Annotated in this window: 29 protein-coding genes, 1 pseudogene and 1 riboswitch; of the genes and pseudogenes, 27 read left to right on the top strand and 3 right to left on the bottom strand. The window is 39.4% G+C overall.

The window, feature by feature from the left end:
- Positions 1–69: 69 nt before the first annotated feature.
- The 9 genes from RG565_RS06230 to RG565_RS06190 all read left to right on the top strand — a co-directional run bounded on the left by RG565_RS06230 (position 70) and on the right by RG565_RS06190 (position 9,526).
- Positions 70–558 (top strand): prolyl-tRNA synthetase associated domain-containing protein, encoded by a 489-nt coding sequence (locus RG565_RS06230; RefSeq protein ID WP_003039314.1) that lies wholly within the window; start codon positions 70–72, stop codon positions 556–558.
- A gap of 102 nt (positions 559–660) precedes the next feature.
- Positions 661–999, top strand: a complete 339-nt coding sequence (yajC, locus tag RG565_RS06225; RefSeq protein ID WP_003026971.1) for a preprotein translocase subunit YajC — start codon at positions 661–663, stop codon at positions 997–999.
- Positions 1,000–1,343: 344 nt separating this feature from the next.
- A complete protein-coding gene (locus RG565_RS06220) occupies positions 1,344–2,093 on the top strand; it encodes an isoprenyl transferase (RefSeq protein WP_247937361.1) in 750 nt (249 codons plus the stop codon).
- An 8-nt stretch (positions 2,094–2,101) separates the two neighbouring features.
- Complete coding sequence (locus RG565_RS06215) at positions 2,102–2,905, top strand: phosphatidate cytidylyltransferase (RefSeq protein WP_247937360.1); 804 nt, start codon at positions 2,102–2,104, stop codon at positions 2,903–2,905.
- A 441-nt stretch (positions 2,906–3,346) separates the two neighbouring features.
- Positions 3,347–4,618 (top strand): RIP metalloprotease RseP, encoded by a 1,272-nt coding sequence (gene rseP / locus RG565_RS06210; protein WP_106083488.1) that lies wholly within the window; start codon positions 3,347–3,349, stop codon positions 4,616–4,618.
- 37 nt (positions 4,619–4,655) lie between these two features.
- Entirely contained in the window at positions 4,656–6,515 is a 1,860-nt protein-coding gene (locus RG565_RS06205; RefSeq protein ID WP_247937359.1) for a proline--tRNA ligase, read from the top strand.
- A gap of 264 nt (positions 6,516–6,779) precedes the next feature.
- Positions 6,780–7,418, top strand: a complete 639-nt coding sequence (locus RG565_RS06200; protein WP_247937358.1) for a CPBP family intramembrane metalloprotease — start codon at positions 6,780–6,782, stop codon at positions 7,416–7,418.
- A 65-nt stretch (positions 7,419–7,483) separates the two neighbouring features.
- Positions 7,484–8,788: a folylpolyglutamate synthase/dihydrofolate synthase family protein gene (locus RG565_RS06195; protein WP_247937357.1), complete on the top strand. Its 1,305-nt coding sequence runs from the start codon at positions 7,484–7,486 to the stop codon at positions 8,786–8,788.
- A gap of 54 nt (positions 8,789–8,842) precedes the next feature.
- Positions 8,843–8,932: riboswitch (THF riboswitch) on the top strand.
- A gap of 33 nt (positions 8,933–8,965) precedes the next feature.
- On the top strand, positions 8,966–9,526 hold the full coding sequence (locus tag RG565_RS06190) for a folate family ECF transporter S component (protein ID WP_003039137.1): 561 nt from the start codon (positions 8,966–8,968) through the stop codon (positions 9,524–9,526).
- Between the two features lie 62 nt (positions 9,527–9,588).
- Here RG565_RS06190 and pepA read toward each other — a convergent pair whose 3' ends face one another.
- A complete protein-coding gene (gene pepA, locus RG565_RS06185; RefSeq protein WP_003039238.1) occupies positions 9,589–10,653 on the bottom strand; it encodes a glutamyl aminopeptidase in 1,065 nt (354 codons plus the stop codon).
- A 119-nt stretch (positions 10,654–10,772) separates the two neighbouring features.
- Here pepA and RG565_RS06180 point away from each other — a divergent pair, with 119 nt between their 5' ends.
- From RG565_RS06180 to groL, 15 genes are all read left to right on the top strand, one after another.
- Positions 10,773–11,060: a DUF4651 domain-containing protein gene (locus RG565_RS06180; protein ID WP_003028519.1), complete on the top strand. Its 288-nt coding sequence runs from the start codon at positions 10,773–10,775 to the stop codon at positions 11,058–11,060.
- Positions 11,057–11,374, top strand: coding sequence for a thioredoxin family protein (locus RG565_RS06175; protein WP_003028520.1), 318 nt, complete (start codon positions 11,057–11,059; stop codon positions 11,372–11,374). The genes RG565_RS06180 and RG565_RS06175 overlap by 4 nt, the downstream gene beginning before the upstream one ends.
- A 16-nt stretch (positions 11,375–11,390) precedes the next feature.
- Complete coding sequence (gene ytpR, locus RG565_RS06170) at positions 11,391–12,017, top strand: YtpR family tRNA-binding protein (protein WP_247937356.1); 627 nt, start codon at positions 11,391–11,393, stop codon at positions 12,015–12,017.
- Between the two features lie 80 nt (positions 12,018–12,097).
- On the top strand, positions 12,098–12,493 hold the full coding sequence (locus RG565_RS06165; RefSeq protein WP_003028522.1) for a single-stranded DNA-binding protein: 396 nt from the start codon (positions 12,098–12,100) through the stop codon (positions 12,491–12,493).
- 292 nt (positions 12,494–12,785) lie between these two features.
- Positions 12,786–13,772: a sugar ABC transporter substrate-binding protein gene (locus RG565_RS06160; RefSeq protein ID WP_247937355.1), complete on the top strand. Its 987-nt coding sequence runs from the start codon at positions 12,786–12,788 to the stop codon at positions 13,770–13,772.
- On the top strand, positions 13,772–15,085 hold the full coding sequence (locus RG565_RS06155; protein WP_247937354.1) for a sensor histidine kinase: 1,314 nt from the start codon (positions 13,772–13,774) through the stop codon (positions 15,083–15,085). The genes RG565_RS06160 and RG565_RS06155 overlap by 1 nt, the downstream gene beginning before the upstream one ends.
- The gene (locus tag RG565_RS06150) at positions 15,078–15,761 is read left to right on the top strand and encodes a response regulator transcription factor (RefSeq protein WP_126406285.1); all 684 of its coding nucleotides are present in this window, start codon (positions 15,078–15,080) and stop codon (positions 15,759–15,761) included. The genes RG565_RS06155 and RG565_RS06150 overlap by 8 nt, the downstream gene beginning before the upstream one ends.
- Positions 15,758–17,044, top strand: coding sequence for an ABC transporter substrate-binding protein (locus RG565_RS06145; RefSeq protein ID WP_247937353.1), 1,287 nt, complete (start codon positions 15,758–15,760; stop codon positions 17,042–17,044). The genes RG565_RS06150 and RG565_RS06145 overlap by 4 nt, the downstream gene beginning before the upstream one ends.
- 196 nt (positions 17,045–17,240) lie before the next feature.
- Positions 17,241–17,675: a PTS sugar transporter subunit IIA gene (locus tag RG565_RS06140; RefSeq protein WP_003028528.1), complete on the top strand. Its 435-nt coding sequence runs from the start codon at positions 17,241–17,243 to the stop codon at positions 17,673–17,675.
- Positions 17,676–17,698: 23 nt separating this feature from the next.
- On the top strand, positions 17,699–18,193 hold the full coding sequence (locus RG565_RS06135) for a PTS sugar transporter subunit IIB (protein ID WP_003030874.1): 495 nt from the start codon (positions 17,699–17,701) through the stop codon (positions 18,191–18,193).
- Between the two features lie 32 nt (positions 18,194–18,225).
- Positions 18,226–19,077: a PTS sugar transporter subunit IIC gene (locus RG565_RS06130; RefSeq protein ID WP_020999457.1), complete on the top strand. Its 852-nt coding sequence runs from the start codon at positions 18,226–18,228 to the stop codon at positions 19,075–19,077.
- Between the two features lies 1 nt (position 19,078).
- Positions 19,079–19,909 (top strand): PTS system mannose/fructose/sorbose family transporter subunit IID, encoded by an 831-nt coding sequence (locus tag RG565_RS06125; protein WP_003035287.1) that lies wholly within the window; start codon positions 19,079–19,081, stop codon positions 19,907–19,909.
- A 15-nt stretch (positions 19,910–19,924) separates the two neighbouring features.
- Positions 19,925–20,215, top strand: a complete 291-nt coding sequence (locus RG565_RS06120) for a DUF202 domain-containing protein (protein WP_126406299.1) — start codon at positions 19,925–19,927, stop codon at positions 20,213–20,215.
- A 144-nt stretch (positions 20,216–20,359) separates the two neighbouring features.
- Positions 20,360–20,641 carry a co-chaperone GroES gene (gene groES / locus RG565_RS06115; protein ID WP_247937352.1) on the top strand — a complete coding sequence of 94 codons (282 nt, stop codon included), beginning with the start codon at positions 20,360–20,362 and terminating at the stop codon, positions 20,639–20,641.
- 31 nt (positions 20,642–20,672) lie between these two features.
- Complete coding sequence (gene groL, locus RG565_RS06110) at positions 20,673–22,295, top strand: chaperonin GroEL (RefSeq protein ID WP_049513151.1); 1,623 nt, start codon at positions 20,673–20,675, stop codon at positions 22,293–22,295.
- A gap of 89 nt (positions 22,296–22,384) precedes the next feature.
- Here the strand turns inward: groL and RG565_RS06105 are convergent.
- Positions 22,385–22,567: pseudogene (locus tag RG565_RS06105) on the bottom strand (tyrosine-type recombinase/integrase); the annotation flags it as partial.
- Positions 22,568–23,029: 462 nt separating this feature from the next.
- Here RG565_RS06105 and RG565_RS06100 point away from each other — a divergent pair.
- The 3 genes from RG565_RS06100 (at position 23,030) to RG565_RS06090 (ending at position 25,348) form a co-directional block, all read left to right on the top strand.
- The gene (locus RG565_RS06100; RefSeq protein WP_247905889.1) at positions 23,030–23,797 is read left to right on the top strand and encodes an epoxyqueuosine reductase QueH; all 768 of its coding nucleotides are present in this window, start codon (positions 23,030–23,032) and stop codon (positions 23,795–23,797) included.
- Between the two features lie 187 nt (positions 23,798–23,984).
- Entirely contained in the window at positions 23,985–24,623 is a 639-nt protein-coding gene (locus RG565_RS06095; protein ID WP_247937351.1) for a deoxynucleoside kinase, read from the top strand.
- A gap of 65 nt (positions 24,624–24,688) precedes the next feature.
- Positions 24,689–25,348: an HD domain-containing protein gene (locus RG565_RS06090; RefSeq protein ID WP_126406305.1), complete on the top strand. Its 660-nt coding sequence runs from the start codon at positions 24,689–24,691 to the stop codon at positions 25,346–25,348.
- 72 nt (positions 25,349–25,420) lie between these two features.
- Here RG565_RS06090 and RG565_RS06085 read toward each other — a convergent pair whose 3' ends face one another.
- Entirely contained in the window at positions 25,421–25,936 is a 516-nt protein-coding gene (locus RG565_RS06085) for a DUF308 domain-containing protein (RefSeq protein WP_247937350.1), read from the bottom strand.
- Between the last annotated feature and the right edge of the window lie 168 nt (positions 25,937–26,104).

Below are 26,104 nucleotides of genomic sequence, written 5' to 3'. Positions count from 1 at the left end.
GCTTGCTTCGGTTTTTCTAACTAGAAGTGCTATAATGAAAATAGAAAACTCTATCTCGGAGGTGTGAAGATGACAAAGGAAAGTATGATTTATCAGTTATTGGATGAATTGAAAATTTCTTATGTTCGTCTGGATCATGAACCAATTTTTTCCGTTATTGAGGCGGCTGAAAAGGGAGTCGTCTTACCGGGGCAACAGGTCAAAAATCTCTTTTTGAAAAATAAAAAGGGACGTCAATTTTATTTGGTCATTTTGCGGGACGAAAAAACGGCAGATATCAAGCATTTGGCAGAAATCCTTGATGAAAAACGATTATCATTTGCCAATGATAAGGAGCTGGAGGAGCTTTTACAGGTAGAGCCAGGTGCGGTTACACCTTTTGGGTTGCTTTTTGATAAGGAAAAGAAAGTCCAGCTGATTGTGGACGAGGAGGTTGATCCGAACTTGACTGTGGGTTTTCATCCTTTTGTCAATACAACAACGCTCAATATCGCTTATGCGGACTTTTTACGCTTTTTGGAAAAAGCAGAGCATACTGTCAAAAGAATTCGCTGCTAGTCAGGCTTAAGGAGGAATCCTTTTAGAAATTTCAGCCCCTCCTTGTAAATTCTCTAGGAATCTGCTATAGTAGATAATATATGAAATCTAAAGGAGACTAAAATGGGTAACGGTTTTTCAATTTTAATCATGTTGGTTGTGATGATGGGCTTAATGTTCTTCATGCAACGTTCTCAAAAGAAACAAGCAGACAAACGGATGGAAAGCTTGAACAAACTACAAAAAGGATATGAAGTTATCACAATTGGTGGCTTGTATGGTACGGTTGATGAAGTTGATACTGAAAAGAAAACGGTTGTTCTTGATGTAGACGGTGTTTACTTGACATTTGAATTAACAGCTATCAAGACTGTATTACCTCTCACAGAGGGAATCACAGCAGTTGCTGGTGCAGACGGAAGTGTTGATATGTCAGAAGATACAGCTATTGAAGAAGAATAGTAGTGTTTTAAGCTAGAAAAAGGGATTGGAGTTTCTCCAGTTCTTTTATTTTTGTTTGAAAGGTTTCTTTTACAATTTATAAGAATAATTCTTTTTCTACTTTGACGTCGCCAATTAGCTGTTTTGATGCCAAAGCCTAACCAAGTAACAAATATTCCCTTAGCAGAATAGGAATTTTAAAAAGATAAAGCATTTAATTTTTATCGTAAAATAATGTGAAAAAGAAATTGGAGCCCAAAATTTCTATGTTTCGGCTTCTTTTTTATCTGAAATTTAGCATAAATCCCATTTTTAGAGGATTTATGATATAATGAAATGTAAAACTTTATTAGGAAAACAAGCAGATGTTTAGTTTTAAGAAAAAAGAAAAAATTGAAGTTCCGTTACAAATCCCAAAACATATCGGTATTATTATGGACGGGAATGGTCGTTGGGCTAAAAAGAGAATGCAGCCGCGCGTTTTCGGACACAAGTCTGGAATGGAAACTTTACAAAACGTTACCATTGCAGCTAAAGAGCTGGGGGTTCAAGTATTGACAGTCTACGCGTTCTCCACAGAAAATTGGTCGCGCCCTGAAAAAGAAGTCAGCTTTATCATGAACTTGCCGGTTGAATTTTACGACCGTTATGTGCCGGAGTTGCATAGAAATAACGTAAAAATTCAAATGATTGGAGATATAGAGCGGCTACCTAAGGCAACTTATGAGGCGCTTTGCAAAGCAGAAGAATTAACGCGGCTCAACACAGGCTTGATTCTGAATTTTGCCTTGAATTATGGTGGCCGTGCTGAGATTGTTCAGGCGGTTAAAATGATTGCTCAAGATGTGTTAGATGCCAAGTTCAGTCCGGGTGAGATTGATGAAGAGATGATTGCCAATTATCTACAAACCAGCAATCTACCTCGATTATTGCGCGATCCGGATTTGGTCATTCGAACGAGCGGAGAATTGCGTTTGAGTAATTTTTTGCCTTGGCAAAGTGCATATAGTGAGCTGTATTTTACAGATATTTTATGGCCGGATTTTGATGAGAAAGCTTTGAAAGCAGCTATTGAAGAATATAGTAAACGAAATCGTCGCTTTGGTGGTGTGTAGGAGAATTTATGGATAAGGATTTACAAAGACGTGTTATTTTTGGCGGAGTGGCACTTGCTATCTTCATTCCAGTTTTGATGATAGGAGGGGCGCTTCTGCAAATTGGAATGGGGCTTCTAGCCATGCTGGGTGTTCATGAATTGCTGCAAATGAAAGGGCTGAGAAGTACCACGCTAGAAGGTGTCTTAGCCATGTTGGCAGGTTTTGTGTTGACGATTCCACTCGAAAACTATTTGAAATTTTTGCCGATAGACGGAAATGTTGTGGCCTATAGTTTAGTTGTTTTTCTTCTATTAGGCTCAACTGTTCTAGGGAAAAATTACAGTTTTGAAGATGCGGCTTATCCAATCGCTGCGAGTTTTTACGTGGGGATTGGCTTCAATGCTTTGCTAGATGCACGAGTGGCTGGTTTTGACAAAGTGCTCTTAGCCTTGTTTATCGTCTGGGCAACGGATAGCGGAGCTTACTTGATCGGACGGAGATATGGCGTACGTCGCTTGGCTCCTCATGTTTCTCCAAATAAAACTATTGAGGGCAGTCTAGGGGGCATTGCTTCAGCAGTCCTTGTAACATTTGTTTTCATGTTGATTGATAGAAACGTTGCCGCACCTCATCATATGTTTGTCATGCTTCTTTTCACAGTATTCTTTAGTATTGCAGGACAGTTTGGAGACTTGGTAGAAAGTGCGATTAAGCGCCATTTTGGAGTCAAAGATTCTGGTAAATTTATACCCGGACATGGTGGTGTGTTAGATCGTTTTGACAGCATGCTGTTTGTCTTTCCCTTGATGCATTTCTTTGGATTGTTCTAATGAGAAGGATAAAATGAAGTAGGACAGACTAACGTGATTGTTTTATAGTCACTCACAGAAAAATGAAATCTGAGAAGATGACGTAAAGAATCAATATTTCGCAAGAAATTGATTTTGTCATTTTACTTTATGCAGTTGACTAGGGGTTGGTCGTCATCCCTTGCGTAGCAAGGGATTAGAACTGCCACTCAGCAGTGATTGATTGGCACTAAAGGACCTAATCAATTGTGCATGGGAACTCTAAATTGACTAAAGTTAACAGAGTTTCTCACCACTGCGTTTTGTAGTAAAAATAATATATTGTAAGAGTCTGGGGAACGTTCATCCCAGCCTCTTTGTGAATGAACTTTATAAGGAAATCTTAAGCCGAGTGAAGTATTCTTGATTTGCTGTGTGCAATTCAGTAAGATGATCATGTCAGAAAGTAGAAAGGTTGGTGTAATGCAGTCAGGTATTATAGGAATTATCACCTTTATCATTGTTTTTGGAATTATTGTGGTCGTTCATGAGTTTGGACATTTCTATTTTGCGAAAAAATCGGGTATTTTGGTGCGGGAGTTTGCTATCGGAATGGGCCCGAAAATTTTTGCTCATATCGGAAAAGACGGTACGGCGTATACCATTCGGATGTTACCGCTGGGTGGCTATGTTCGTATGGCTGGTTGGGGCGAAGATTCGACCGAGATTAAAACCGGAACACCTGCTAGTTTGACTTTAAATGAAGCAGGTAAGGTCGTCCGAATCAATCTTTCGGGCAAGAAAATTGATCAAACCGCTCTGCCGATGAATGTGACGGGCTTTGATTTAGAAGACAAGCTGGGAATCACTGGTTTGGTATTAGATGAACAAAAGACCTATGCAGTTGACCATGATGCAACAATTGTAGAAGAAGACGGTACAGAGGTTCGGATTGCTCCGCTTGATGTGCAGTATCAAAATGCTAGTTTAGGCGGGCGCCTCATTACCAACTTTGCAGGACCAATGAATAATTTCATTTTAGGGATTGTAGCTTTTCTGCTGTTGATTTTTATGCAGGGTGGCGTTGCCAATCCCAATACAAATCACATTCGCGTTTTACAGGGCGGTGCCTTGGCTCAGGCCGGTGTAAAAAATAATGACCAGATTTTAAAAGTTGGTCAAGCCGAAATTAAGAATTGGTCGGATTTGACCCAGGCTGTTCAGTCTGAAACAAAAAATAGTAAAGGGCAATCAGAACTAAATGTGACGGTTAAAAGTGGAACTAAAGTTCAAGAGCTGACAGTTAAGCCTAAAAAAGAGCAAGGCAGATATTTATTAGGAGTGATGCCGGGCTTGAAATCAGATTTTCTGTCTATGATTGCGGGCGGATTTAGCATGGCTTGGAACGCTAGTTTCCGCATCTTTGGCGCTTTAAAAAATTTAATTTTCCACCCAGACATCAATAAACTAGGCGGACCTGTGGCGATTTACAAAGCTAGTAGTGACGCTGCTAAAGGTGGAATTGAAAGTGTTATCGCTCTCTTAGCTATGCTCTCTCTGAATATTGGTATTTTTAATCTCATTCCTATCCCAGCGCTTGACGGTGGAAAGATTGTGCTCAATCTTCTTGAAGCCATTCGTCGCAAGCCATTAAAGCAGGAAACAGAAACCTATGTTACTTTAGCAGGTGTCGCCATTATGGTGGTGTTGCTGATTGCGGTGACCTGGAATGATATTATGAGAACCTTCTTTTAAAAGGTGAATTCTAAATAATAAATAAAAGGAAGAATTTATGAAACAAAGTAAAATGTTAATCCCAACACTACGTGAAATGCCTAGTGATGCACAAGTCATCAGTCATGCACTTATGCTGCGTGCGGGCTATGTCCGCCAAATTTCAGCAGGTGTTTACTCTTACTTACCATTGGCTAATCGCGTGATCGAAAAAGCAAAGAAAATCATGCGAGAAGAATTTGAAAAAATCGGTGCGGTCGAAATGTTAGCTCCAGCCCTCCTTAGTGCCGACCTTTGGCGTGAATCAGGCCGTTACGATACCTATGGTGAAGATCTCTATAAGTTAAAAAATCGCGAAGGTTCAGATTTTATCTTGGGGCCCACTCATGAAGAAACATTCACCGCAATTATACGGGATTCTGTAAAATCTTATAAGCAATTACCGCTCAATCTTTATCAGATTCAGGCTAAATACCGTGATGAAAAGCGTCCTCGCAATGGCTTATTGCGGACACGTGAGTTTATCATGAAAGACGGTTATAGCTTCCATGCCAATTATGATAGCCTAGATGTGACTTACGATGAGTATAAGACTGCCTACGAGAATATTTTTACCCGAAGTGAGGTTGATTTCAAAGGGATTATCGGTGACGGTGGTGCTATGGGTGGAAAGGATAGCCAAGAATTTATGGCCATTACACCTGACCGTACCGACCTTACGCGCTGGGTTGTTCTAGATAAGTCAGTCACTAGTTTTGATGAAATTCCGACAGATGTACAAGAAGCGATAAAAGAAGAATTGACGAGCTGGTTGGTGTCTGGTGAAGATACTGTTGTTTATTCGAGTGAGTCAGGATATGCTGCAAACCTTGAAATGGCAACAAATGAATACAAACCAAGTAATCGTGTCGTGGCAGAAGAGGAATTGATTCGTGTAGAAACCCCAGATTGCAAGTCAATTGATGAAGTCGCTGCTTTTCTTCATGTTGATGAAAGTCAAATAATCAAAACCTTAGTTTACATTGCTGACGAAAAGCCTATCGTGGCTTTGCTTGTCGGAAATGATCAACTGAATGAAGTGAAGTTGAAAAATTATCTAGGTGCTGATTTCTTTGAACCGGCAAGCGAAGAAGAAGTTCGTGAACTGTTTGGAGCAAACTTTGGATCTCTTGGACCCGTTCATCTTCCAGAAGATGTTCAAATCATCGCAGACCGCAAGGTAGAAGACATCCGCAATGCAGTCGCTGGTGCGAATGAAGACGGTTATCATTTGACAGGTGTCAATCCAGGGCGAGACTTCACAGCAGAATATGTAGATATTCGCGAGGTGCGTGAAGGAGAAGTTTCACCAGACGGACAAGGCGTTTTGAAATTTGCACGCGGCATTGAAATTGGACATATCTTTAAATTAGGAACTCGTTATTCAGAAAGCATGAATGCGACGGTTTTAGATGAAAATGGTCGTGCAGTTCCTGTCGTAATGGGCTGCTATGGTATTGGTGTTAGTCGTCTCTTATCAGCTGTTATGGAGCAACATGCACGTCTCTTTGTCAATAAAACGCCAAAAGGAGACTATCGCTATGCTTGGGGGATCAATTTTCCAAAAGAATTGGCACCGTTTGATGTGCATCTAATCCCTGTAAATGTCAAAGACGAGGAAGCTCTTGCCTTGACAGAACAACTAGAAGCAGAGCTGGTCAAAGCTGGCTACGAAGTTTTGACAGATGACCGTAACGAACGTGCTGGTGTGAAATTCAGTGACAGTGACTTGATTGGTTTACCGATTCGTGTGACTGTTGGGAAAAAAGCAGCTGACCGCATCGTTGAAGTCAAAATCAAAGCGACAGGTGATACCATTGAAGTTCATGTTGACAATCTTCTTGAAACACTTGCAATCTTAACGAAGAAAGACAAATAAATAGGTCTGAAACAAGAACTAAATTATCATTCAAAAACAGACAAAATCTTAATTGAAGATAATCCAAAAGAGATTTTGTCTGTTTTTTTGAGTTGTCACTTTACGTCGACTTGTTGGTGTGGGACAAAGAACGACTGTTAAGGGAAATGTGTTTTATTTTTCTTTCATTTTTTACTATTTGAAGATAAAAAATAACTTTTTAGGGCATCTTCCGAGGAAATCTTTGGAATATTTTATACTAAAAAGGTAGAAAAAGGAGTTGAAATGAGAAAGATAAAAAATATTCTTCAAATGAGTTTGCTAATCGTTCTGACACAGATTACCTTGGTACTGCTAACGACGCCGTTGTCCAAAACATTGACCTTTCAGCAGTCAAGTTTTGTATTTTTGTTCATTCTATTTTCTTGTGGCTTGCTTTATTTTCGCTATTTTTCCAGAGAATTAACAGATTTTAAATCAGAGATCTTAACGGCTCGTTATTGGCCTCTCCTGCGATTATCTTATCTCATGATAGTATTTATCAATGCGATAGGAGTTTATCTGATGATTTTAGAAGGGACGGCTGCTGTTTCAGAAAGTCAACAATTATTTATGAGTCTGTTCATCCACTCCTCTCTTTTCTTATTAGGTGTTGATATAGTAGCTCTCGTGCCTGAGGTGCGGTCATTCATTATTCATTTTTTTGTGTCAAAAGGTCAAGCACGAACGAGTTTTGTGATAGGGAGTTTGTTGTTTATCCTTTTACGAAATCCAGCTGATTTAACTTGTTTTATTGTTTATACAGGTTTAAGGAGTTTACTTTCTTTCTTGATTTCCAAGCCAACTCTTCGTTTGGAATTTTCCATTTTCAGTCATTTGGTGCGCAATAGCTTTTCTCTTCTTTTCTTGATTATTTTTTGGTAAATTGTTTTGTAGAAATCCCACTTCTATGATAAAATGAGAGCATTATAGATTGGATGAGAAGAGCAATGATACAAAAAGAAAAACAGTTAGAATGGTTGCAGCAGCACCAAACAGAAGAGCCACATTTGGGCTTAGAAAGAGTGCGACGACTATTATCGCTGCGAGGCAATCCTCATTTACAAATATCAGTCATTCATGTGGCAGGTACCAATGGAAAAGGCTCAACGATTGCACATTTACGTCAGCTATTGCAAGCAAAGAAACTGCGTGTAGGAACGTTTACATCGCCTTATCTTCTTAACTATAATGAGCAAATTGCAATCAATGGTTTGCCTATTTCAGGCGAAGACTTTTATTCTTTGTTGCAATCTTATCAAGAGTTATTAAAAAAGCAGGCAGATGATACGATATTGCAGGAAATAACAGAGTTTGAGATTATTACGGCATTGGCTTATGATTATTTCTGCCAGCAAGAGGTAGATGTGGTCATAATGGAAGTAGGTCTGGGTGGTTTATTGGACAGTACCAATGTGTGTCAACCGGATTTGACAGCTATTACGACAATCGGACTAGATCACACAGCTATTTTAGGTACGACATTAGAAGACATTGCCAAGCAAAAAGCGGGGATTATCAAGCAAGGTGTGCCGGTAGTGACAGGGAAGATTTCTTCAGAAGCACTGGCAGTTATTCACACTATTGCTCAGCAATGTCAGGCACTCCACATACGATATAAGAAAGATTATCAGGTGGAGTCTGTGCAAGGCTTAGAAGAGGGAGAAAAATTTCGTTTTTCAAATGCCTTTCGACGAGAAGAGGACTATCAAACTGTTCTTTTGGGCGTTCATCAGGTTGAGAATGCGGGACTGGCAATTGAACTGTGTGATCAATATTGCAGCTTGAAAGGTTTACCATTGTTGAGTGAAAATGAGGTGCGACGGGCATTGAAACGAACGTATTGGCCTGCTCGCTTGGAGAAAATTTCAAAAGCACCCTTGATCTTGCTGGACGGGGCGCACAATCCTCATGCACTGAAAGCTCTGCTTGCTTCCCTAGAAAGCCATTTTCCAGATTATCAAAAAACGATTTTATTTACATGTATTCAAACTAAGGCGTTGGATGAAATGCTTGCTTTACTAAAAATGGTTCCCACATCTCGCGTACTTTTGACAACTTTTGAGGATTCACGGAGTTTTTCAACAGGAGAAATGCAATGTTTGGCAAAGCGAGAAAAGTTAGCATATGTAGAGTGGTTGCCTTATTTGGAGCAATACAAAAAAGCCAAGCATGGAGAGAAAGAGCTGCTGCTTATCACAGGCTCTCTCTATTTCCTTGCAGAAGTTAGAAAATATCTAATGAGCGATAGGTAAAAGGAGGTTTTCTAAATAGTTAAAATGTGATAGAATGAAAGAGCAATTTGTTTGCACAGAGTAAGTGGTCTGCGTTAAGTGTGTATGGATGGGATGTTGCCATACAACGAAACATTTGTGCGGTAGGCCATTGCATCCGCTGTCATTTTGACGGCTCCCGAAAGAAAAGGAGCGAATATGAAAAAAAACTCGCCAAAGTTATCGGTGCAACTATTGGTTGCCCTCGCAATGATTGTGGCTCTTTGTTTTGTCTTAGAGAAGTTTTCAATCTTTGTCATCCCTCGTTTGCTGAAGCTGAGTCCAGCTTTTATCGGTTATACCCTTATGGGAAGTGTCGCTGGTCCGGTTTTATCTGGTCTGGTTTCTGCCGTATATGATATGCTTTCCTTTTTCTTTTTGAGTCAGGGACAACCATTCATTATCTGGTTTACATTGATTGAAGCCTTGCAAGGTATTCTCTATGGTTATTTCTTTTATGGCAAAGAATTACGATTTGAACGGAAGAAAGACTGGCTTTGGGTGACGCTAGCAACTATCGCTGTTATGGGAGTGGGGACCTTTACTTTAACGCCCTTAGCTCTCCATTTACAATATGGAGTACCCTTTGTTGCACTATACGCTACTCGGGCATGGTCTGTTTTTGAAATTCCTTTACGAGTAGTTGTGACAATGCTCATTGTTCCACAGTTGCAACGAATCCCCGAATTACGTAAGTTAATGGGATTAAACAATAAGTAAAAAAATGAGAGCAGAAAAAGGCTGAGACATCACTGTCCACAGCCTTTTCAAATATGCACTTTTTAATAGTTTTTAATCAAATCAACAGTTGAGCGATCCAACTTCTTAACCAGAGCTTGTAAGAAAGCTTGAGCTTGGAGGAAGTCGTCCATTGCATAGAGCGTTTGATGAGAATGAATATAGCGTGCACAGACACCGATAGTAGTTGAAGGTACGCCACCATTTTTCAGATGTGCTGCACCTGCATCAGTTCCACCTTTGCCACAGTAGTATTGATACTTGATGCCTGCTTCTTCTGCCGTTGTCAAAAGGAAATCTTTCATATTTGGCAACATGAGGTGACCTGGGTCAAAGAAACGAATCAGAGTCCCTTCTCCGATAGCTCCTTGATCTCCGTAAATGTCGCCAGCAGGCGAACAGTCTACTGCAAAGAAAACTTCTGGGTCAAACTTAGTCGTTGAAACATGGGCTCCACGCAAGCCGACTTCTTCTTGGACATTGGCTCCAACATAGAGTTCATTGCCAAGTTTTTGTCTAGCTAGAGCTTGAACCAGTTCACTCACCATGAGGACACCGTAACGATTGTCCCAAGCTTTTGAGATAACGTTCTTCCCATTAGCTGTGAGAATAGCAGAGCTGTCTGGTACAATCGTATCGCCTGGACGAATGCTGTAGCTTTCAGCTTCTGCTTTATCAGCAAATCCACCGTCAAAAACAATATCTTCAATCCTTGGTAGACTTGGTCCACCTGTTCCACGAGTCAAATGTGGAGGAACGGATCCTGAAATGACAGGAATTGCAACTCCAGAGCTAGTAAAAAGTTTAAAGCGTTGGCTGCTAACGACGAGTGGATTCCAGCCACCAATTTGCACCACACGAAAAGTTCCGTCGGGTTTGATTTCACTCACCATGAAGCCAACTTCATCCATGTGGGCAGCTACTAAGACACGCGGTGCATCAACAGTCTCTGAATGTTTTACTCCGAAAATGCCTCCTAAGCCGTCTGTTACGACTTCGTCCACATGAGGAGTCATTTTTTTACGCAAATAATTGCGAACAGGCGCTTCATGCCCTGAAACGGCAGCAATTTCTGTTACTTCTTTGATTTTTGAAAATAATTCTGACATCTTTAACCTTCTTTCTGTTCTTATTTTATCATTTTCTATCATAGTTGGGTAGCATTCAAAGATAAAAAACAGTAGTGTTTCGATTTGTCCCAATTTATCTTTTGTGTTAAAATATTGTCATGAAAGCTAAAAAGATTCTATTAACAACGGCTGCACTTGCAGGAGTAGGGATTGCAGCTTATGCGACTAAAAAAACGTTGGACGAACGAAAAGAAGCTGAGCAGCGTGAGCAATTAGTTGCTGAAATTCGGGAAAGTTTGTCTGAATGGGGTCCGATTGCCACATTGTATGTGCAATTATACAAGTCAGACGAACACCGATTGGTTGGTGGTGTAGTATATGAAGATGATCGCCATATTTCATTTGTGTATGAAAATGGTGAATTGACCTATGAGGAAGAACAATGATTATTCCAGCAAATATAGAAGAATTGGCATCATTTGTGAAACGCGAAGGAAAGACTGTGTTCTTTTTCACAGCCGAGTGGTGTGGAGACTGTCGTTTTATTAAACCTTTTTTGCCTGAGATTGAAGCAGAGAATCCTGATTTTACCTTTGTTGAGGTCAATCGTGACGATTATATGGAAGTTGCCAAAAAGTGGGATGTGTATGGTATTCCTAGCCTAGTAGTCCTAGAAAATGGACAAGAAATTGGCCGTTTTGTTAATCGCGAGCGAAAAACGCAGACGCAAATCAATGAATTTTTAGCCCAATTAAACTGAAGATATAGGAGAAATAATGATTTTTACATATAATAAAGAGCATGTGGGTGACGTGCTAATGGTGATTGTTGCAGACGATCAAGCTGCTAAGTTAGCTGCTGAACGCAAGGGCAACGTAGCGCGTGTTTATCGTTTGGACAATGGAGAAACGGTTGCTTGGAATATTTTTCAGATTTCTAATCTTGTTAATATTACCGAACGCGGTCAAGTCTTTTTGACAGATGAAGAAATTTCAATTCTGAATCAAGAATTGAGCCAAGCAGGTTTTGAACCAGAATTGGTTAATGACCTTGATCCGAAATTTGTGGTTGGTGAAATTATGGAAATGGTAGCCCATCCAGATAGTGACCACCTTAATATTTGTCAAGTAAAAATAGCAGCAGATAAAGTGGTTCAAATCGTAGCAGGTGCGCCTAATGCTAAAGTAGGTCTCAAGACGATTGTGGCGCTTCCGGGTGCTATGATGCCAAAAGGAAACTTGATTTTCCCTGGTGAGTTGCGTGGAGAAAAGAGTTTTGGCATGATGTGTAGTCCTCGCGAATTGCAGCTGCCAAACGCTCCGCAAAAACGTGGGATTATTGAATTAGCAAGTTCGGAAGTAGTAGGAACAGCCTTTGATCCAACTAAGCATTGGCAAGAGTAAAATAGAAATTAAGTTTTAATCGTGAATTTTCACGATTTTTTTCTTTTCTCTTACGAATAAATAGTTAGGAGGAAAACAAAATGTATAATAAAGTAATTTTAATCGGTCGCTTGGTGAATACACCAGAGTTAAACAAAACAGCTAATGATAAATCTGTGGCGCGTGCAACACTTGCGGTCAATCGTCGCTACAAAGGACAAAATGGTGAACGAGAAGCAGACTTCGTCAATGTCGTTGTTTGGGGCAAGTTAGCCGAAACATTGGCAAGTTATGCAAGTAAAGGCAGCTTGATTTCACTAGACGGCGAACTTCGCACTCGCCGCTATGAGAAGGACGGAGTGACGCATTATGTCACAGAAGTGCTTTGCAATGGTTTCCAGCTATTAGAAAGCCGTGCACAGCGAGCTCTTCGTGAGAATAATGCAGGTGCAGACTTGGCAGATTTGCTTCTGGAAGAAGAGGAATTGCCATTTTAATAAAGATAAGCTAGGCTGGACAACATCCAGTCTATTTGTCTCTAGTCAGCGAAAAAATTAGCATTTTATGCTTTCAATGATGTATGAATAATATGGGGAAGATAGAAGTCAACAGTCTGAGAATTGCATTTAGTTTTAACTTGAGTTTAAAAACAAGGAAGTTAGGGGGATTTTTCAAGTTTTTTACACTTCTTTTTCTTGGCGAGGTTTTGCTTTTTTGTATAAATATAATATAATAAACCTAGATAAAACAGAGTCTTCTGTTTAAGACTGATGTTGATAAGGAGAAAAAATGGGAGCAGGTAAAGGACAAAAGCAATATCGCTATTATCGTAAATATCTATTATTTTTTCTGTTTGTCCTTGTATTGGCTGGCTTAGTTTTCCTCTATGTAAAAGGGAATTCATCAGATAGCAAGCAGGTCAAGATAGGAGCGACCTATATGACGATGAACAATGATTTTTATAAAACCTTAAATGCTGAAATTGAGAAAAAAACCAATCAACAAGGAAGTCGGCTTTATGTGCGAGACCCAGAATTAGACGAAGACAAGCAAAGCCAACAGATTGATTATTTTATTCAAGAAAGAGTAAATGTGATTGTTATAAACCCAGTTAAGAGTGACAGTCCAAAGATTCTGACTTCTTTAAATAAAGCCAGAAAAGCGGGAATCAAGATTATTGTCGTGGATGCACCTGTTAGCAAAGATGCTAAAGTTGATACTACTATTGTGTCAGACAATTATCAAGCCGGTGTGCTGATAGCTAAAGACATGATGAAACGTTTGTCAAGTGCGAATATCTTACTGTTGGAACATCATAACGCTGTGTCTGCGATGGATCGGATTCAAGGATTTTTAGATACGATTAAAGGGCATCCTGCTTATCAGGTGGTTTCTGAGCGGGAAACATTGGGGCAAACGGAAGAAAGTATGCCTCAAGTAAAAAAAGCATTGAACGAAGGAATGCAATTTAACGTCGTGATGTCTTTAAATGATCGTGCTGCTATCGGAGCTCTCGCGGCTATAAAAGATCAAGGTGTGACAGATAAGATCGCAATTTATGGCGTAGATGGCTCGCCTGATATTAAGAATTTCCTTGCCAACACCAATGATATTCAAGGAACGGTTGCTCAGTCTCCGATTCAAATGGGCAGAAAGGTGACAGAAGTGATTGAGCGCATGATGAAGCATCAAGCTTACAAAGAGGAATATCTCATTCCTGTTCATTTGGTGAATAAAGATAATATCGGGCAATATACAATTACAGGGTGGCAATAATGAGACGAAATAAAAGTATTTTTTATAGCAAAATTGCTTTAATGGTCATCAATTTTATTGCCATTGTTTATAATGCCTCTATTTATCTTTTTGCGACGAATTACGTAGTGGCAAAAGGCTATGCTCATTCACTGCTAGGACGTTTGGATGCTATCCCAGGCTCGCCGAGCTTTAGTTTTTGGATGTCGATTGCCTTTTATGTTTGCTTATTGTTGGTTTTTTATTACCGTGAGAAGCATCCAAATCAGCTATCTGTTTATGATAAAGTAACTATTATTGAGATTTTGCTGATGTTGGTTATTTTTGCTGTCTTGCATTCTTCTTATAATGGTCTGATTCTATTGGTTTTTGCAGATATTTTTTACGGTTCTAAGGAATTTAACACCTCCAAAGATCGGAAATATTGGTTTTCTTTTATCGTTTTGAGCTTTAGTATGTTGCTCTTGTCCAACTATGACTTGATGTCGCTTTTTGTTAAATTGCCTTCGTTAGATACTTATATTCGTTTTTGTCCAGAATCTATTCGCATGGCACTCCTTTTTGGAAAGAATTTTCTCTTTTCACTAAATCTGGTTGTCTTTATGATTTCTTTGCTATTCTATATTTTATCTGCAATGACCGAAAAGCACCATATTGAAGAAGAGCTGCGGATGGCAGCGCAAGCCAATCGTGAGTTAAATAGTTATTTAGCCTTATCTGAAAAAATTGCGGAAGACCGTGAAAGAAAGCGGATTGCCAGAGAAATCCATGATACATTAGGGCATGCTTTGACAGGAATTTCAGCTGGGATTGATGCGGTTAAGGTTTTGGTGGATATTGACAAAAATCGTGCTAAGGAGCAGTTAGAAAATGTTTCTGTGGTTGTGCGAGACGGTATCCGTGATGTGCGAGGCTCGCTCAATAAAATGCGTCCCGGCGCTCTAGAAAACAATAGTTTAAAAGAAGCATTGCTCAAAATTATTCGAGAATATGAAGCCATTTCCAATTTAGAAATTAATTTTCTCTATGAATGGGACACGATTGATTTGGATGTTGCAAAAGAAGATATTGTCTTTCGGGTGATTCAAGAGTCCATTACCAATTCGGTACGGCATGGACATGCCAAGACGATTTGGATTGAATTATTGGAAAAAGAAAATTATATCATGACCATACAAGACGATGGGGTCGGCTTTGATGAGCTTCACTATGGTTTCGGTCTCAAACAAATGCAGGAGCGTTTGGCGATTATTGGTGGGAATGTTCATTTTGAAAATCGCAACGGTTTCTATACCTATATTGAAATTCCGAAAATAGGAGGAAAGAATGATTAAAGTTTTAATTGCAGATGATCAAGCCTTGATTCGTGAGTCTTTACAAATTATTTTATCGGCTCATTCAGATATTGAAGTGGTGGGAACAGTCGGTGACGGCAAGGAAGTGCTCGAAAAACTTCACCATATACATCCAGATGTGATTTTGATGGACATTCGAATGCCTGTTATGGATGGCGTTCTCTGTACAAAGGCGGTCAAAGAACAATATCCAGATATCAAAATTATCATTCTAACAACTTTCGATGATGATGATTTCATCTTTTCGGCATTGAAATATGGCGCTTCTGGTTACATTTTAAAAGGAGTTTCTACTGAAGAATTGCACCAAGCCATTCAAACGGTTTACAAAGGTGGTGCTATGATTAACCCTAACATTGCTACCAAAGTGTTTAAAATCTTTTCACAAATGGCACAGTCCAATTTTGCTATTTCTGTTGCCGAAGAAAATGTGGAAGACATGAGTCAGACTGAGTGGAAGATTATCCAACAAATTGGTTTTGGAGTTTCAAACAAGGAAATTGCAGCGAAGTTGTTCTTGTCTGAAGGGACAGTGCGGAATTACTTGTCAGGCATTCTGGCGAAATTAAATTTGCGAGATCGCACGCAATTAGCTATTTGGGCTGTGCAGACAGGTGTTACCCAACGTGATTTTAGTAAGGACAATGACAAATGAAGTGGCGGATGAGGTATTTGACGATGTTCGTCTCGGCTCTCCTTTTAGTGACCCTTAGCTTTGTTTTATGGACTTCCAATCAAAAAAAGATTTTGCGAATTGGAGTGTATGCAGGCAGCAGCTGGGACGTTCCGAATAGTCGTGAGAATAGAGTATTAGACAATATTATCCGCCAATTTGAAAAGTCACATCCCAATGTCAAAGTCGTCTATGAGAGCGGCATTCCTAAAAAGGACTATGACAATTGGCTAGCAGAAAAGATTCTAAAAGGTGAACAACTAGATGTGTTTATGGTGCCTGAAAATGATTTTTCTATGTTAGCGACTTCTGGGGCTTTTAAATCCTTGGATTCTTTGATTAGTAAGAAAGAGGCTGCAGCTTACTATCCAGTTGCTTATCAAGCTGGGCAATATCAGGGACACAGTTATGCTTTACCGATTGAAAGCAATCCTATCATGATGTGTGTCAATAAGGATTTGCTGGAAAAAGAAGGCATTTCGATTCCTAATTCCAATTGGACTTTAGAAGACTTATATGCAATTTGTCAAAAAGTCACAAAGGATACAAATGGTGATGGTTTGATTGACCAGTATGGCATTACGGATTATACTTGGAAACAGGCTCTGGTAGCTTATAATGGGCATTTGAGAAATCAAAGTGGTGTCAATGTTGATAGTGTGGAAATGCATCAAGCACTCTCCTTTATCAGTAAATTGGATTCATTAAATCAACGGTACAAGGTAACGTCAAATGATTTTGATGAAGGTAAGGTAGCCTTTTATCCCATGAGTTTGGCTCAATATCGAACCTATAAACCCTATCCCTATCATGTGGCAAAATATTCTAGATTTTCTTGGACCTGTATTCCTATGCCAGCCGCTAAAGCGGGCATTCCTGCAACACAAGTGAAAACGTCTCTTTTTGCTATGTCTTCAAAGACAAAACAGGATAAATTAGCTTGGGAGTTTATGAAATTGCTGTGTCAAAATCAAAAAAATCAGCAAGAACTATTTGCAAAATCACAAGGGACCTCTGTCTTGACATCAGTTGTCAAAAGCAGTCAGACGAAAAAGATTTTACAGGCAGATGATTTTGGGTTGGATTCGCTGACATCGCAACGACTGGATCATATGATGAAGCATTCGGTGTTAGATATTAGCAGAGACTTAGATTATCATTCTTTGGAACGACTGGATTATTTACTAGGAAATGCTCTCAAAAACAATGAAATAGACAGTATCTTACCAAGTATTCAAAGGGAAATGGAAGAAACAGGCAAATAGAGATTTAACGAAGAATAAATATCAAAATAGTCAGATGAGAGATTTAGCTCAAAGCTGGCTATTTTTCTTTTTGAAAAACTATATGACATTTGTCATATTTTAACTAACAAATGTCATCTTTACAAAGTGACATTTGACAATGTGAAACCGGTTCCATATTTAGTAAAATAAAGACAGAAATGAAGGAGGAAAGAACATGAAATATCTAGTACTAGTCAGTCATGGTGGACTAGCAGAAGGTGTGCAAAGCTCATTGAAGATGTTTGCTGGTGATAAGACCGACCAAGTCATTGCAGTAGGTCTAAAAGAAGGCAAATCCGTTGATGATTTCGCTCTTGACTTTCGTCAAGCATTAGCAAATCTGGGAACAGAAGATACGGTTTTGGTGTTGGCAGACATTGTCGGAGGAAGCCCTTTGACGACAGCTTGCAACGTTTTGTCAGAACTTGGTAAGTTAAACACGGCAGTCGTACTTGGTGGTCTCAATTTGACAATGGCACTCACAGGCTTAGTAATGAAAGATATGTTGGAAGGAAAAGACTTGGCACAAGCCATTCTCTCAGAAGCATCTGCAGCTCTGCAAGAATTTGATGTGACTGCTAGTGATGAAGATGACGAAGATGACATTTAAGAAGAAATAAAAGGAGATTTATCATGACAATTTCATTTGTACGTATTGATGACCGTATGATTCACGGTCAAACAGTAACTCGTTGGGCAAAAGAATATCCTTGTGACGGCTTAGTTGCTGTCAATAATGCTGCAGCAGGAAATGCAGTTTTGAAACAAGCCTACAAAGCAGCTTCTGATAAAAAAACATTCGTTTGGACAAAAGAAGCATGGAAAGAAAAATCACAAAAGGTATTGGATTCCGATAGTCGCTATTTCTTGATTACTAAAAATCCAATTGACATGAAAGAAATACTAGTTGATCAAGGTTTTGTGCCTGGCGATATCAAAGAAATTATTGTTGGTCCAGCCAATGACCGTCCAGGAGCTATTAAATTAGGAAATAACCAATCCATCACACAAGAGGAAGCGGAAGCGCTTGAAGCGATTCAAAAAGCTGGCTATAAAGTGAAATTCCAACTCTTGCCAGATGTGTCTATTGGCTACTGGGACGATTTCAAATCTAAATTTGGTTTTTAAAAAAATATAATAAGCATTAAGGAGGCTTTATTATGACAATTTCGTGGTTTCAAGCCGCTTTACTAGGGTTATTTGCCTGTCTGTCATCTATGCCTGGTTTAGGTGGTACTTCCATTGGTAACTATACTCTTGGACGCCCACTTGTAGGTGGCTTAGTTTCAGGACTGATCCTAGGAGATGTGAAATTAGGTATCATCTGTGGGGTTGCAATGCAGCTCGTTTATATCGCTTTGGTAACACCTGGTGGTACGGTTTCGGCTGACGTTCGTGCGGTTTCTTATATTGGAATTCCGTTGGCAATGGTAGCTATTCAATCGCAAGGACTATCACTTGACTCTGCAGACGCTGCTAACTTGGCTAAATCAATGGGAACACTCGTTGGTACAGTTGGTACAGTTCTTTTCTATGGTACAGCTACCATGAACTTGCTTTGGCAACATATTGGTTGGAAAGCTGTTGAAAAAGGTGAATTTAAACGCCTGTATATGGTAGACTGGGGCTTTCCTTGGATTTCACACTTGGTATTCTCATTCTTGCCAACCCTCATTATGTGTAAATTAGGTGCAGATGCAGTTACGGCTTTAAAAACGGCACTTCCATTGGACGGTATTCCAATGAAAACCCTCTTCACAGTTGGTTCTCTCCTTCCATGTGTCGGAATTGCAATCCTCTTGAAACAAATTGTTGAAAAAGCTGTCGATTTCATTCCATTCTTTGTTGGATTTACATTAGCAGCTTCACTAGGACTTAACCTTGTATCTTGTGCAGTGATTTCATTGATTTTCGCAGTATTATTCTATGAAATTCAAATGGCTAAAAATGTAAGAGCACAAGCAGCCGCAAGTGCAAGTTTTGATGATGACGACGATGAGGAGGATATTTAAAATGGTTAAATTAACGAAAAAAACATTAGGAAAATCTTTCCATCATTGGTATTATGGGAACTTAACTTGCTTCTCACAAGAACATATGCAAACATTTGGTTACCTAGCTTCAATGCTGCCAATCGTGGAAGAATTATATCCTAAAAAAGAAGACCAAGCCAAAGCAATGCACACTTACACTGCATTCTTCAACACAGAACCTCAATTAGGTGCTTTGATTGTAGGGATTACAGCTGGTCTAGAAGAAGCGCGTGCTAATGGTGCTGATGGAGTAGATGACGAAACAATCAACGGTCTTCGTGCTGGTCTGATGGGACCTGTTGCAGGGATTGGTGATTCACTGATTGTTGGTACCTTGATTCCGATTATACTAGGTATTGCTCTTGGTTTGTCAAATGGTGGTTCGCCACTTGGTGCCATTTTCTATATCGTTGTTTGGAACTTGCTCGCTTACTTTGGTATGAAATTTGCCTACTTTAAAGGCTATGAACTTGGAGACAAAGCGGTTGAATTTCTTGTCGGACCTCAAGGACAAGCTATCCGTAAGTCTGTTTCTATCATTGGTGGTATGGTCATCGGTGCTGTTGCAGCGACATGGGTACCTGTTAAGACAGCTTTCAAATTGAAAGACTCTTCAGGAAAGGCTTTCTTGGTACTGCAAGATCAATTAGATGGTGTTTATCCAGGTCTATTGACAGCTTTGTTTATCGTCTTTTGCTGGTGGTTGATGGCGAAGAAAAACCTTTCACCAATTAAAGTAATGTTGCTTCTCGTTGTAGTAGCCTTCCTTGGTGTATTGGTTGGGTTCTTCAACCCAGGATTGAAATACTAAAAATAGGAGAAAATTATGACAGAACAAGAATTGATTCAAGGCTATGAAACGGAAATTCAATATCAAAAACACATGATTGAAAATCTCGGACGTTGGTTTAGTCTCTTCTTTACCATTGCTAGTATCGGTCTTGTTCTGGTCTATTTTTTCCGTCAAATCAATCTCATTGCCTTTGTTCTTGGAATGATCCTAGCAGTGTTGGGAATATTAGCCATGCTCGTTTTTGGCTATGGTATTTATAAAGGACGATTGAATCTCAAAAAAGTCATTGATGATTTTGAAGAAAAATTAAGATTGGTTCGATAAAAATTTATTTGCTTTCCCCCTAAAAACTTTGTCGTTTGACAGAGTTTTTTTCTTGACTATTTCTGACCAAGTGATACAATAGAAAATGTAAATATTAGCACTCGCACTAATGGAGTGCTAAAATAAGATATTGGAGGTAAACAAATGCTTAAACCATTAGGTGACCGTGTGGTCTTAAAAATAGAAGAAAAAGAACAGAAAGTTGGTGGTTTTGTCATTGCAGGTGCAGGACAAGACGCCACAAAGACGGCAAAAGTTGTGGCTGTCGGGGAAGGGATTCGTACACTCAACGGTGAACTCGTTGCGCCAAGAGTAAAAGCTGGTGACACCGTTCTCGTTGAAAGCCACGCGGGAATTGATGTTAAAGACGGCGAAGAAAAGTACCTCGTTGTCAATGAAGCAAATATTTTAGCGATTGTTGAATAAATAAAAATTTATAGAAAGAGGAATTGTAAAAATGGCAAAAGATATTAAATTTTCAGCGGATGCAAGAAGCGCCATGGTGCGTGGTGTTGATATTTTGGCAGATACCGTTAAAGTAACCTTAGGCCCTAAAGGGCGCAATGTCGTTCTTGAAAAATCATTTGGCTCACCACTCATCACAAATGACGGTGTCACCATTGCAAAAGAAATCGAACTCGAAGATCATTTTGAAAATATGGGAGCTAAGTTGGTGTCAGAAGTTGCATCAAAAACCAATGATATCGCTGGTGACGGAACAACTACTGCGACTGTGTTGACCCAAGCAATTGTCCGCGAAGGGATTAAAAATGTAACGGCTGGTGCAAACCCAATTGGCATTCGTCGTGGTATTGAAACAGCTGTTGCAACAGCTGTTGAAGCCTTAAAAGCAAATTCTGTTCCGGTTTCTAATAAAGAAGCGATTGCGCAAGTTGCAGCTGTCTCATCACGTTCTGAAAAAGTCGGAGAATACATCTCTGAAGCTATGGAAAAAGTTGGCAATGATGGTGTCATCACTATTGAAGAGTCAAAAGGAATGGAAACAGAACTGGATGTTGTTGAAGGTATGCAGTTTGACCGTGGCTATCTTTCTCAATACATGGTAACAGATAATGAAAAAATGGTTGCTGATTTAGATAATCCATATATCTTGATTACAGATAAGAAGATTTCTAATATCCAAGAAATTCTTCCTTTGTTGGAAAATATTTTGAAAACAAGCCGTCCGCTTTTGATTATCGCAGATGATGTAGATGGTGAGGCTCTTCCAACTCTTGTACTGAATAAAATCCGCGGTACTTTCAATGTAGTCGCTGTGAAGGCACCAGGATTTGGGGATCGTCGTAAAGCGATGCTAGAAGATATTGCTATCTTGACTGGCGGTACAGTGATTACAGAAGACCTTGGTTTGGAATTGAAAGATGCAACGATTGAAGCACTTGGACAAGCCTCAAAAGTAACTGTGGACAAAGATAGCACTGTTATCGTTGAAGGCTCTGGTGATGCCGAAGCGATTGCCAACCGTGTGGCTGTTATCAAATCCCAAATCGAAAGTTCTACATCTGACTTCGACCGTGAAAAGCTCCAAGAACGCTTAGCGAAATTGTCAGGTGGTGTGGCTGTCATCAAAGTTGGGGCTGCAACAGAAACAGAACTCAAAGAAATGAAACTCCGTATTGAAGATGCCCTCAATGCAACTCGTGCAGCTGTCGAAGAAGGGATTGTTTCAGGTGGTGGAACAGCCTTTGTCAATGTTTTAAGTGCCGTTGAAGCACTAGACTTGTCAGGTGACGAAGCAACTGGTCGCAACATCGTTCTTCGAGCATTGGAAGAACCTGTTCGTCAAATCGCTCTAAATGCAGGATTTGAAGGTTCTATCGTCATTGACCGCTTGAAAAATTCGGAAGCAGGGACTGGTTTCAATGCTGCTACCGGTGAATGGGTGAATATGATTGATGCAGGAATTATTGACCCAGTCAAGGTTACTCGTTCTGCTCTTCAAAATGCAGCTTCAGTAGCGAGCCTCATCTTAACAACTGAAGCAGTTGTTGCTAACCAACCAGAACCAGCTAGCCCCGCTCCAGCAATGGATCCAAGCATGATGGGTGGAATGATGTAATATATAACTAAAACCCTTGTAATATCAAGGGTTTTACTATTGTCTGATACACGATTAAAGACAAGGAGGGGCAAAAAAGGGGCAAAAGATTATAACTTGTTTAGAGCGTCTATAACATTTTTTCTTGCGTTTTTTGTGACGTGATTATAAATAGCTAGAGTAGTTTCTGGATCAGAATATCCTACTCGTTCCATAATTATCTTGAGCGGTAGGTTTAGTTTGGATAATAAAGAGATGTGAGAATGCCTAAATATGTGGCTAGTTAAATGCTTTTTGAAATGTAGCTCTTAACCATGTTCAATTTTGAGAGTGGGACAGAAATCAATCATTCGAAGAATTTGATTTTTCAGCAAGTCCCAATTTCTAGTTGCTGACCTAAAACAGTCCACAGGACTGTTTTGACTTTCACCTCCGCACAGTTGGTTAGGATAGCCGCTATCACCGGTATAACAAGGGATAAGGTTATCCAACCAACCACTGCGTCTTACAAGCCAAACTATAAAACGCATGAGGTTGGGAACTTTTGTCTCAACCTCTTTTTTAGCTTGAGTTCATATAGAAGACAAAAAGGATACAAAGTAAAAATAGAAGCTCCAAAAATGTTCGATGAATATTAGGAATTTATTGCTGTTACTTAATAAATTAGTACCACTTGACAAAGCCATTCTCTTTTGCTTATTTGTCTCCACTCCCTTTCTGTGGTAAAATAGTGATACATTTCTAAGGAGAAAACGATGATTGATGTTGAAGCCATTCTGAGCAAGATGAATCCCAATCAAAAGATCAATTACGACCGCGTGATGCAAAAAATGGTCAAAGTTTGGGAGGCGGACCAGAAGCGTCCTACGATTTTAATGCACACCTGCTGTGCGCCTTGCTCCACTTATACGCTGGAGTATTTGACCCAGTATGCGGACGTGACGGTTTATTTTGCCAATTCAAATATTCATCCCAAAGCAGAATACCAGCGCCGTGCCTATGTTGCACAAAAATTTGTTCACGATTTTAATGAAAATACTGGTAATCATGTTCAATATTTAGAAGCCCCCTATGAGCCACAAGAATTTTTCCGAACAGTACACGGTTTGGAAGAAGAGCCGGAAGGTGGCGATCGTTGTAAAGTTTGCTATGATTATCGCTTGGATAAGACAGCGCAAGTGGCGGTTGATTTGGGATTTGACTATTTTGGAAGCGCCTTGACAATCAGCCCTCATAAAAATTCGCAGACGATCAATAGCGTTGGAATTGAAGTGCAGAAAGTTTACGCAACGCAGTATCTTCCTAGTGATTTCAAGAAAAATCAAGGCTATAAGCGCTCGGTCGAAATGTGCGAGGAGTACGACATTTACCGCCAATGCTATTGTGGTTGTGTATTTGCAGCACAAGCGCAAGGAATTGACCTCATTCAGATTAAAAAAGATGCGACAGCTTTTTTGAAAGGGAAAGATTTAGAAAAAGATTATTCGCATATTAAATTTACTGTCACGAATGGAGAATCCTAAAAATAACGCTTGTATTGGAGTTAATCGTGCTTCTTTATACAAGGTTATTTATTGTTTATACATTTAGAAGTTTTATATCTTGACGTCATCAATATATTGTGTTATCATTTTCTTTGGCACAATATATGGTGGTTCAGCTGAGGCTGATAACCTGATATTGGATAGATTTGGGAGGTGCAGGAAGATAGTGATTATTTTAGCGGGCATGATTGGGGTAGGAAAGACGACCTACACTTATCGACTAGCCGAGGAATTAGGAACACAGCCTTTTTTTGAGCCTGTAGAAGAAAATCCTATTTTGGATAAGTATTATGAAGACCCTGATAAGTATGGTTTTGCTTTGCAGATTTATTTTCTAAATAAACGCTTTAAAATGATCAAAGCGGCTTATCATGATGACAACAATATTCTAGATCGTTCTATCTATGAAGATGCTCTGTTTACCTATATCAATACACTCAAAGGCAGCATTAGTGAGCAAGAGTACAATATCTATTTGGAACTTTTGGACAATATGATGGAAGAAATCCAAGGTCTGTCTAAGAAAGCGCCAGATTTGTTGATCTATTTAGACGGTAGTTTTGACCACATTATGGATAATATCAAAAAACGTGGTCGCGATTATGAGCAACCAAATGAAGAAAATGGACTCGCTGACTACTATCAACTGCTTTACAAGCATTACCAAAATTGGTATGAGGATTACAATTACAGTCCTAAAATGAGAATTGCAACGGATGATTTAGATATTGCAAATCCAAATGACTGGAATCACGTCTACCAACAAATTCAACAAAAAATGAAAACAATTGGGCTTGAGAAATAAATTCAATCAAGAAAGTCTCGAAATCACTTCGAGATTTTTGTGTATATAAATAAAAAGGGAGATAGATGATAACGGATAGACAAGCGAAAATTCTTCAAGAAGCAAGAGATTTTGTTTATGCTGAATTGAAAGACGAGATGAGTGGGCATGACTGGTGGCATATTGTGCGTGTCACAAACAATGCTGTAGAAATTGCCAAACAAGAACAAGCAGATGTTTTTATTTGTGAGCTAGCTGCCTTACTGCATGATATAGCTGACGGGAAATTAAATGAGAATGAAGGGGTGGGCTTGCAAAAGGTCAAGCAATGGCTACAGAATCATCAGGCTTCAGATGAGGAAACAGCTCATGTACTGGAGATTATTGCAACGATGTCATTTAAAGGTGGACATCAGCAGAAAAATGTCAGCACTTTGGAGGGGAAAATTGTTCAAGACGCCGACCGTTTAGATGCGATTGGAGCAATTGGAATAGCTCGAGCTATGGCTTATTCTGGATATACGGGCAGACCCATTCATGACCCTGCCTTGCGACCACGAGAAGATATGACGGTAGAAGAATATCGAAGTAATCAAGGAACAGCAATTCTACATTTTTATGAAAAGTTGTTGAAGTTAAAAGATTTGATGAATACAGACTATGCTAAGCAATTAGCAATAGGTCGTCATCACTTTTTGGAAGAATACTTAGAGCAATTCTACGCAGAATGGGATGCGAAAAAGTGATAATTAAAGAGACGAAAAAGCTGAGAATATGATTTCCCAGCTTTTTTGAATGCGATAGAAATAGCAACTAGATTATTTACGAAAGGCATCAATAATGTAGGTGAAGCCAGCAACTAAAAATGCAAAGGCAACGACATAAACGATAAAGACACCTGTAGCTACTGGATTGAACAGAATCACTAGACCTAGTAAAAATGCAAGCAAGGCTATCCACATGATATGGCTACCAATAATAGGGAAAATCAATCCCAGACGATTGCCTTTAAAGAAAGCAATAATGGCTTCTAAAATTAACCAAATTCCTAAAATGGTCGGAATGACGACCGGCAGGGTCACAAAGCCATAAGCAACGAGGTAAAGAGCTAAGAGAAGATTAACAAACCCTTGGAAAAGATAAACAGGTGAGCGAAGCTCTTTTGGTACAGAGAAATAGCCTAAAATAGCTGCTATAGAAGCAACCAGTAAACCAAATGCAATCCACCAACTGTAAGCAACAAGATTAGCTGCTGGGTTTGTAAATAGGAAAAGTGCTAAAAGGACAAAAACAACTCCTGCAAGTAATAGCAATAAACGATTAGAAAATTTCATATCTACATCCCCTATATAGTATAGTTTGAGGATGAAAGCGTTTTAACTTTTTTGATGGGAGATGTCAAGAAAGGAAATAGATAGTTTGAGAATTTTAGTATGGCTTTTTGTGGAACAAAAAAGGATGTTTTATTATTTTTTGTAACTATAACAAGGTTAGAAGATTAT

It is taken from the genome of Streptococcus sp. IsoGale021 (assembly GCF_031142795.1).
Taxonomy (GTDB): Bacteria; Bacillota; Bacilli; order Lactobacillales; family Streptococcaceae; genus Streptococcus; species Streptococcus hominis.
The sequence above is the reverse complement of the archived record's forward strand: the minus strand, read 5'-3'. Positions and strand labels throughout refer to the sequence as shown.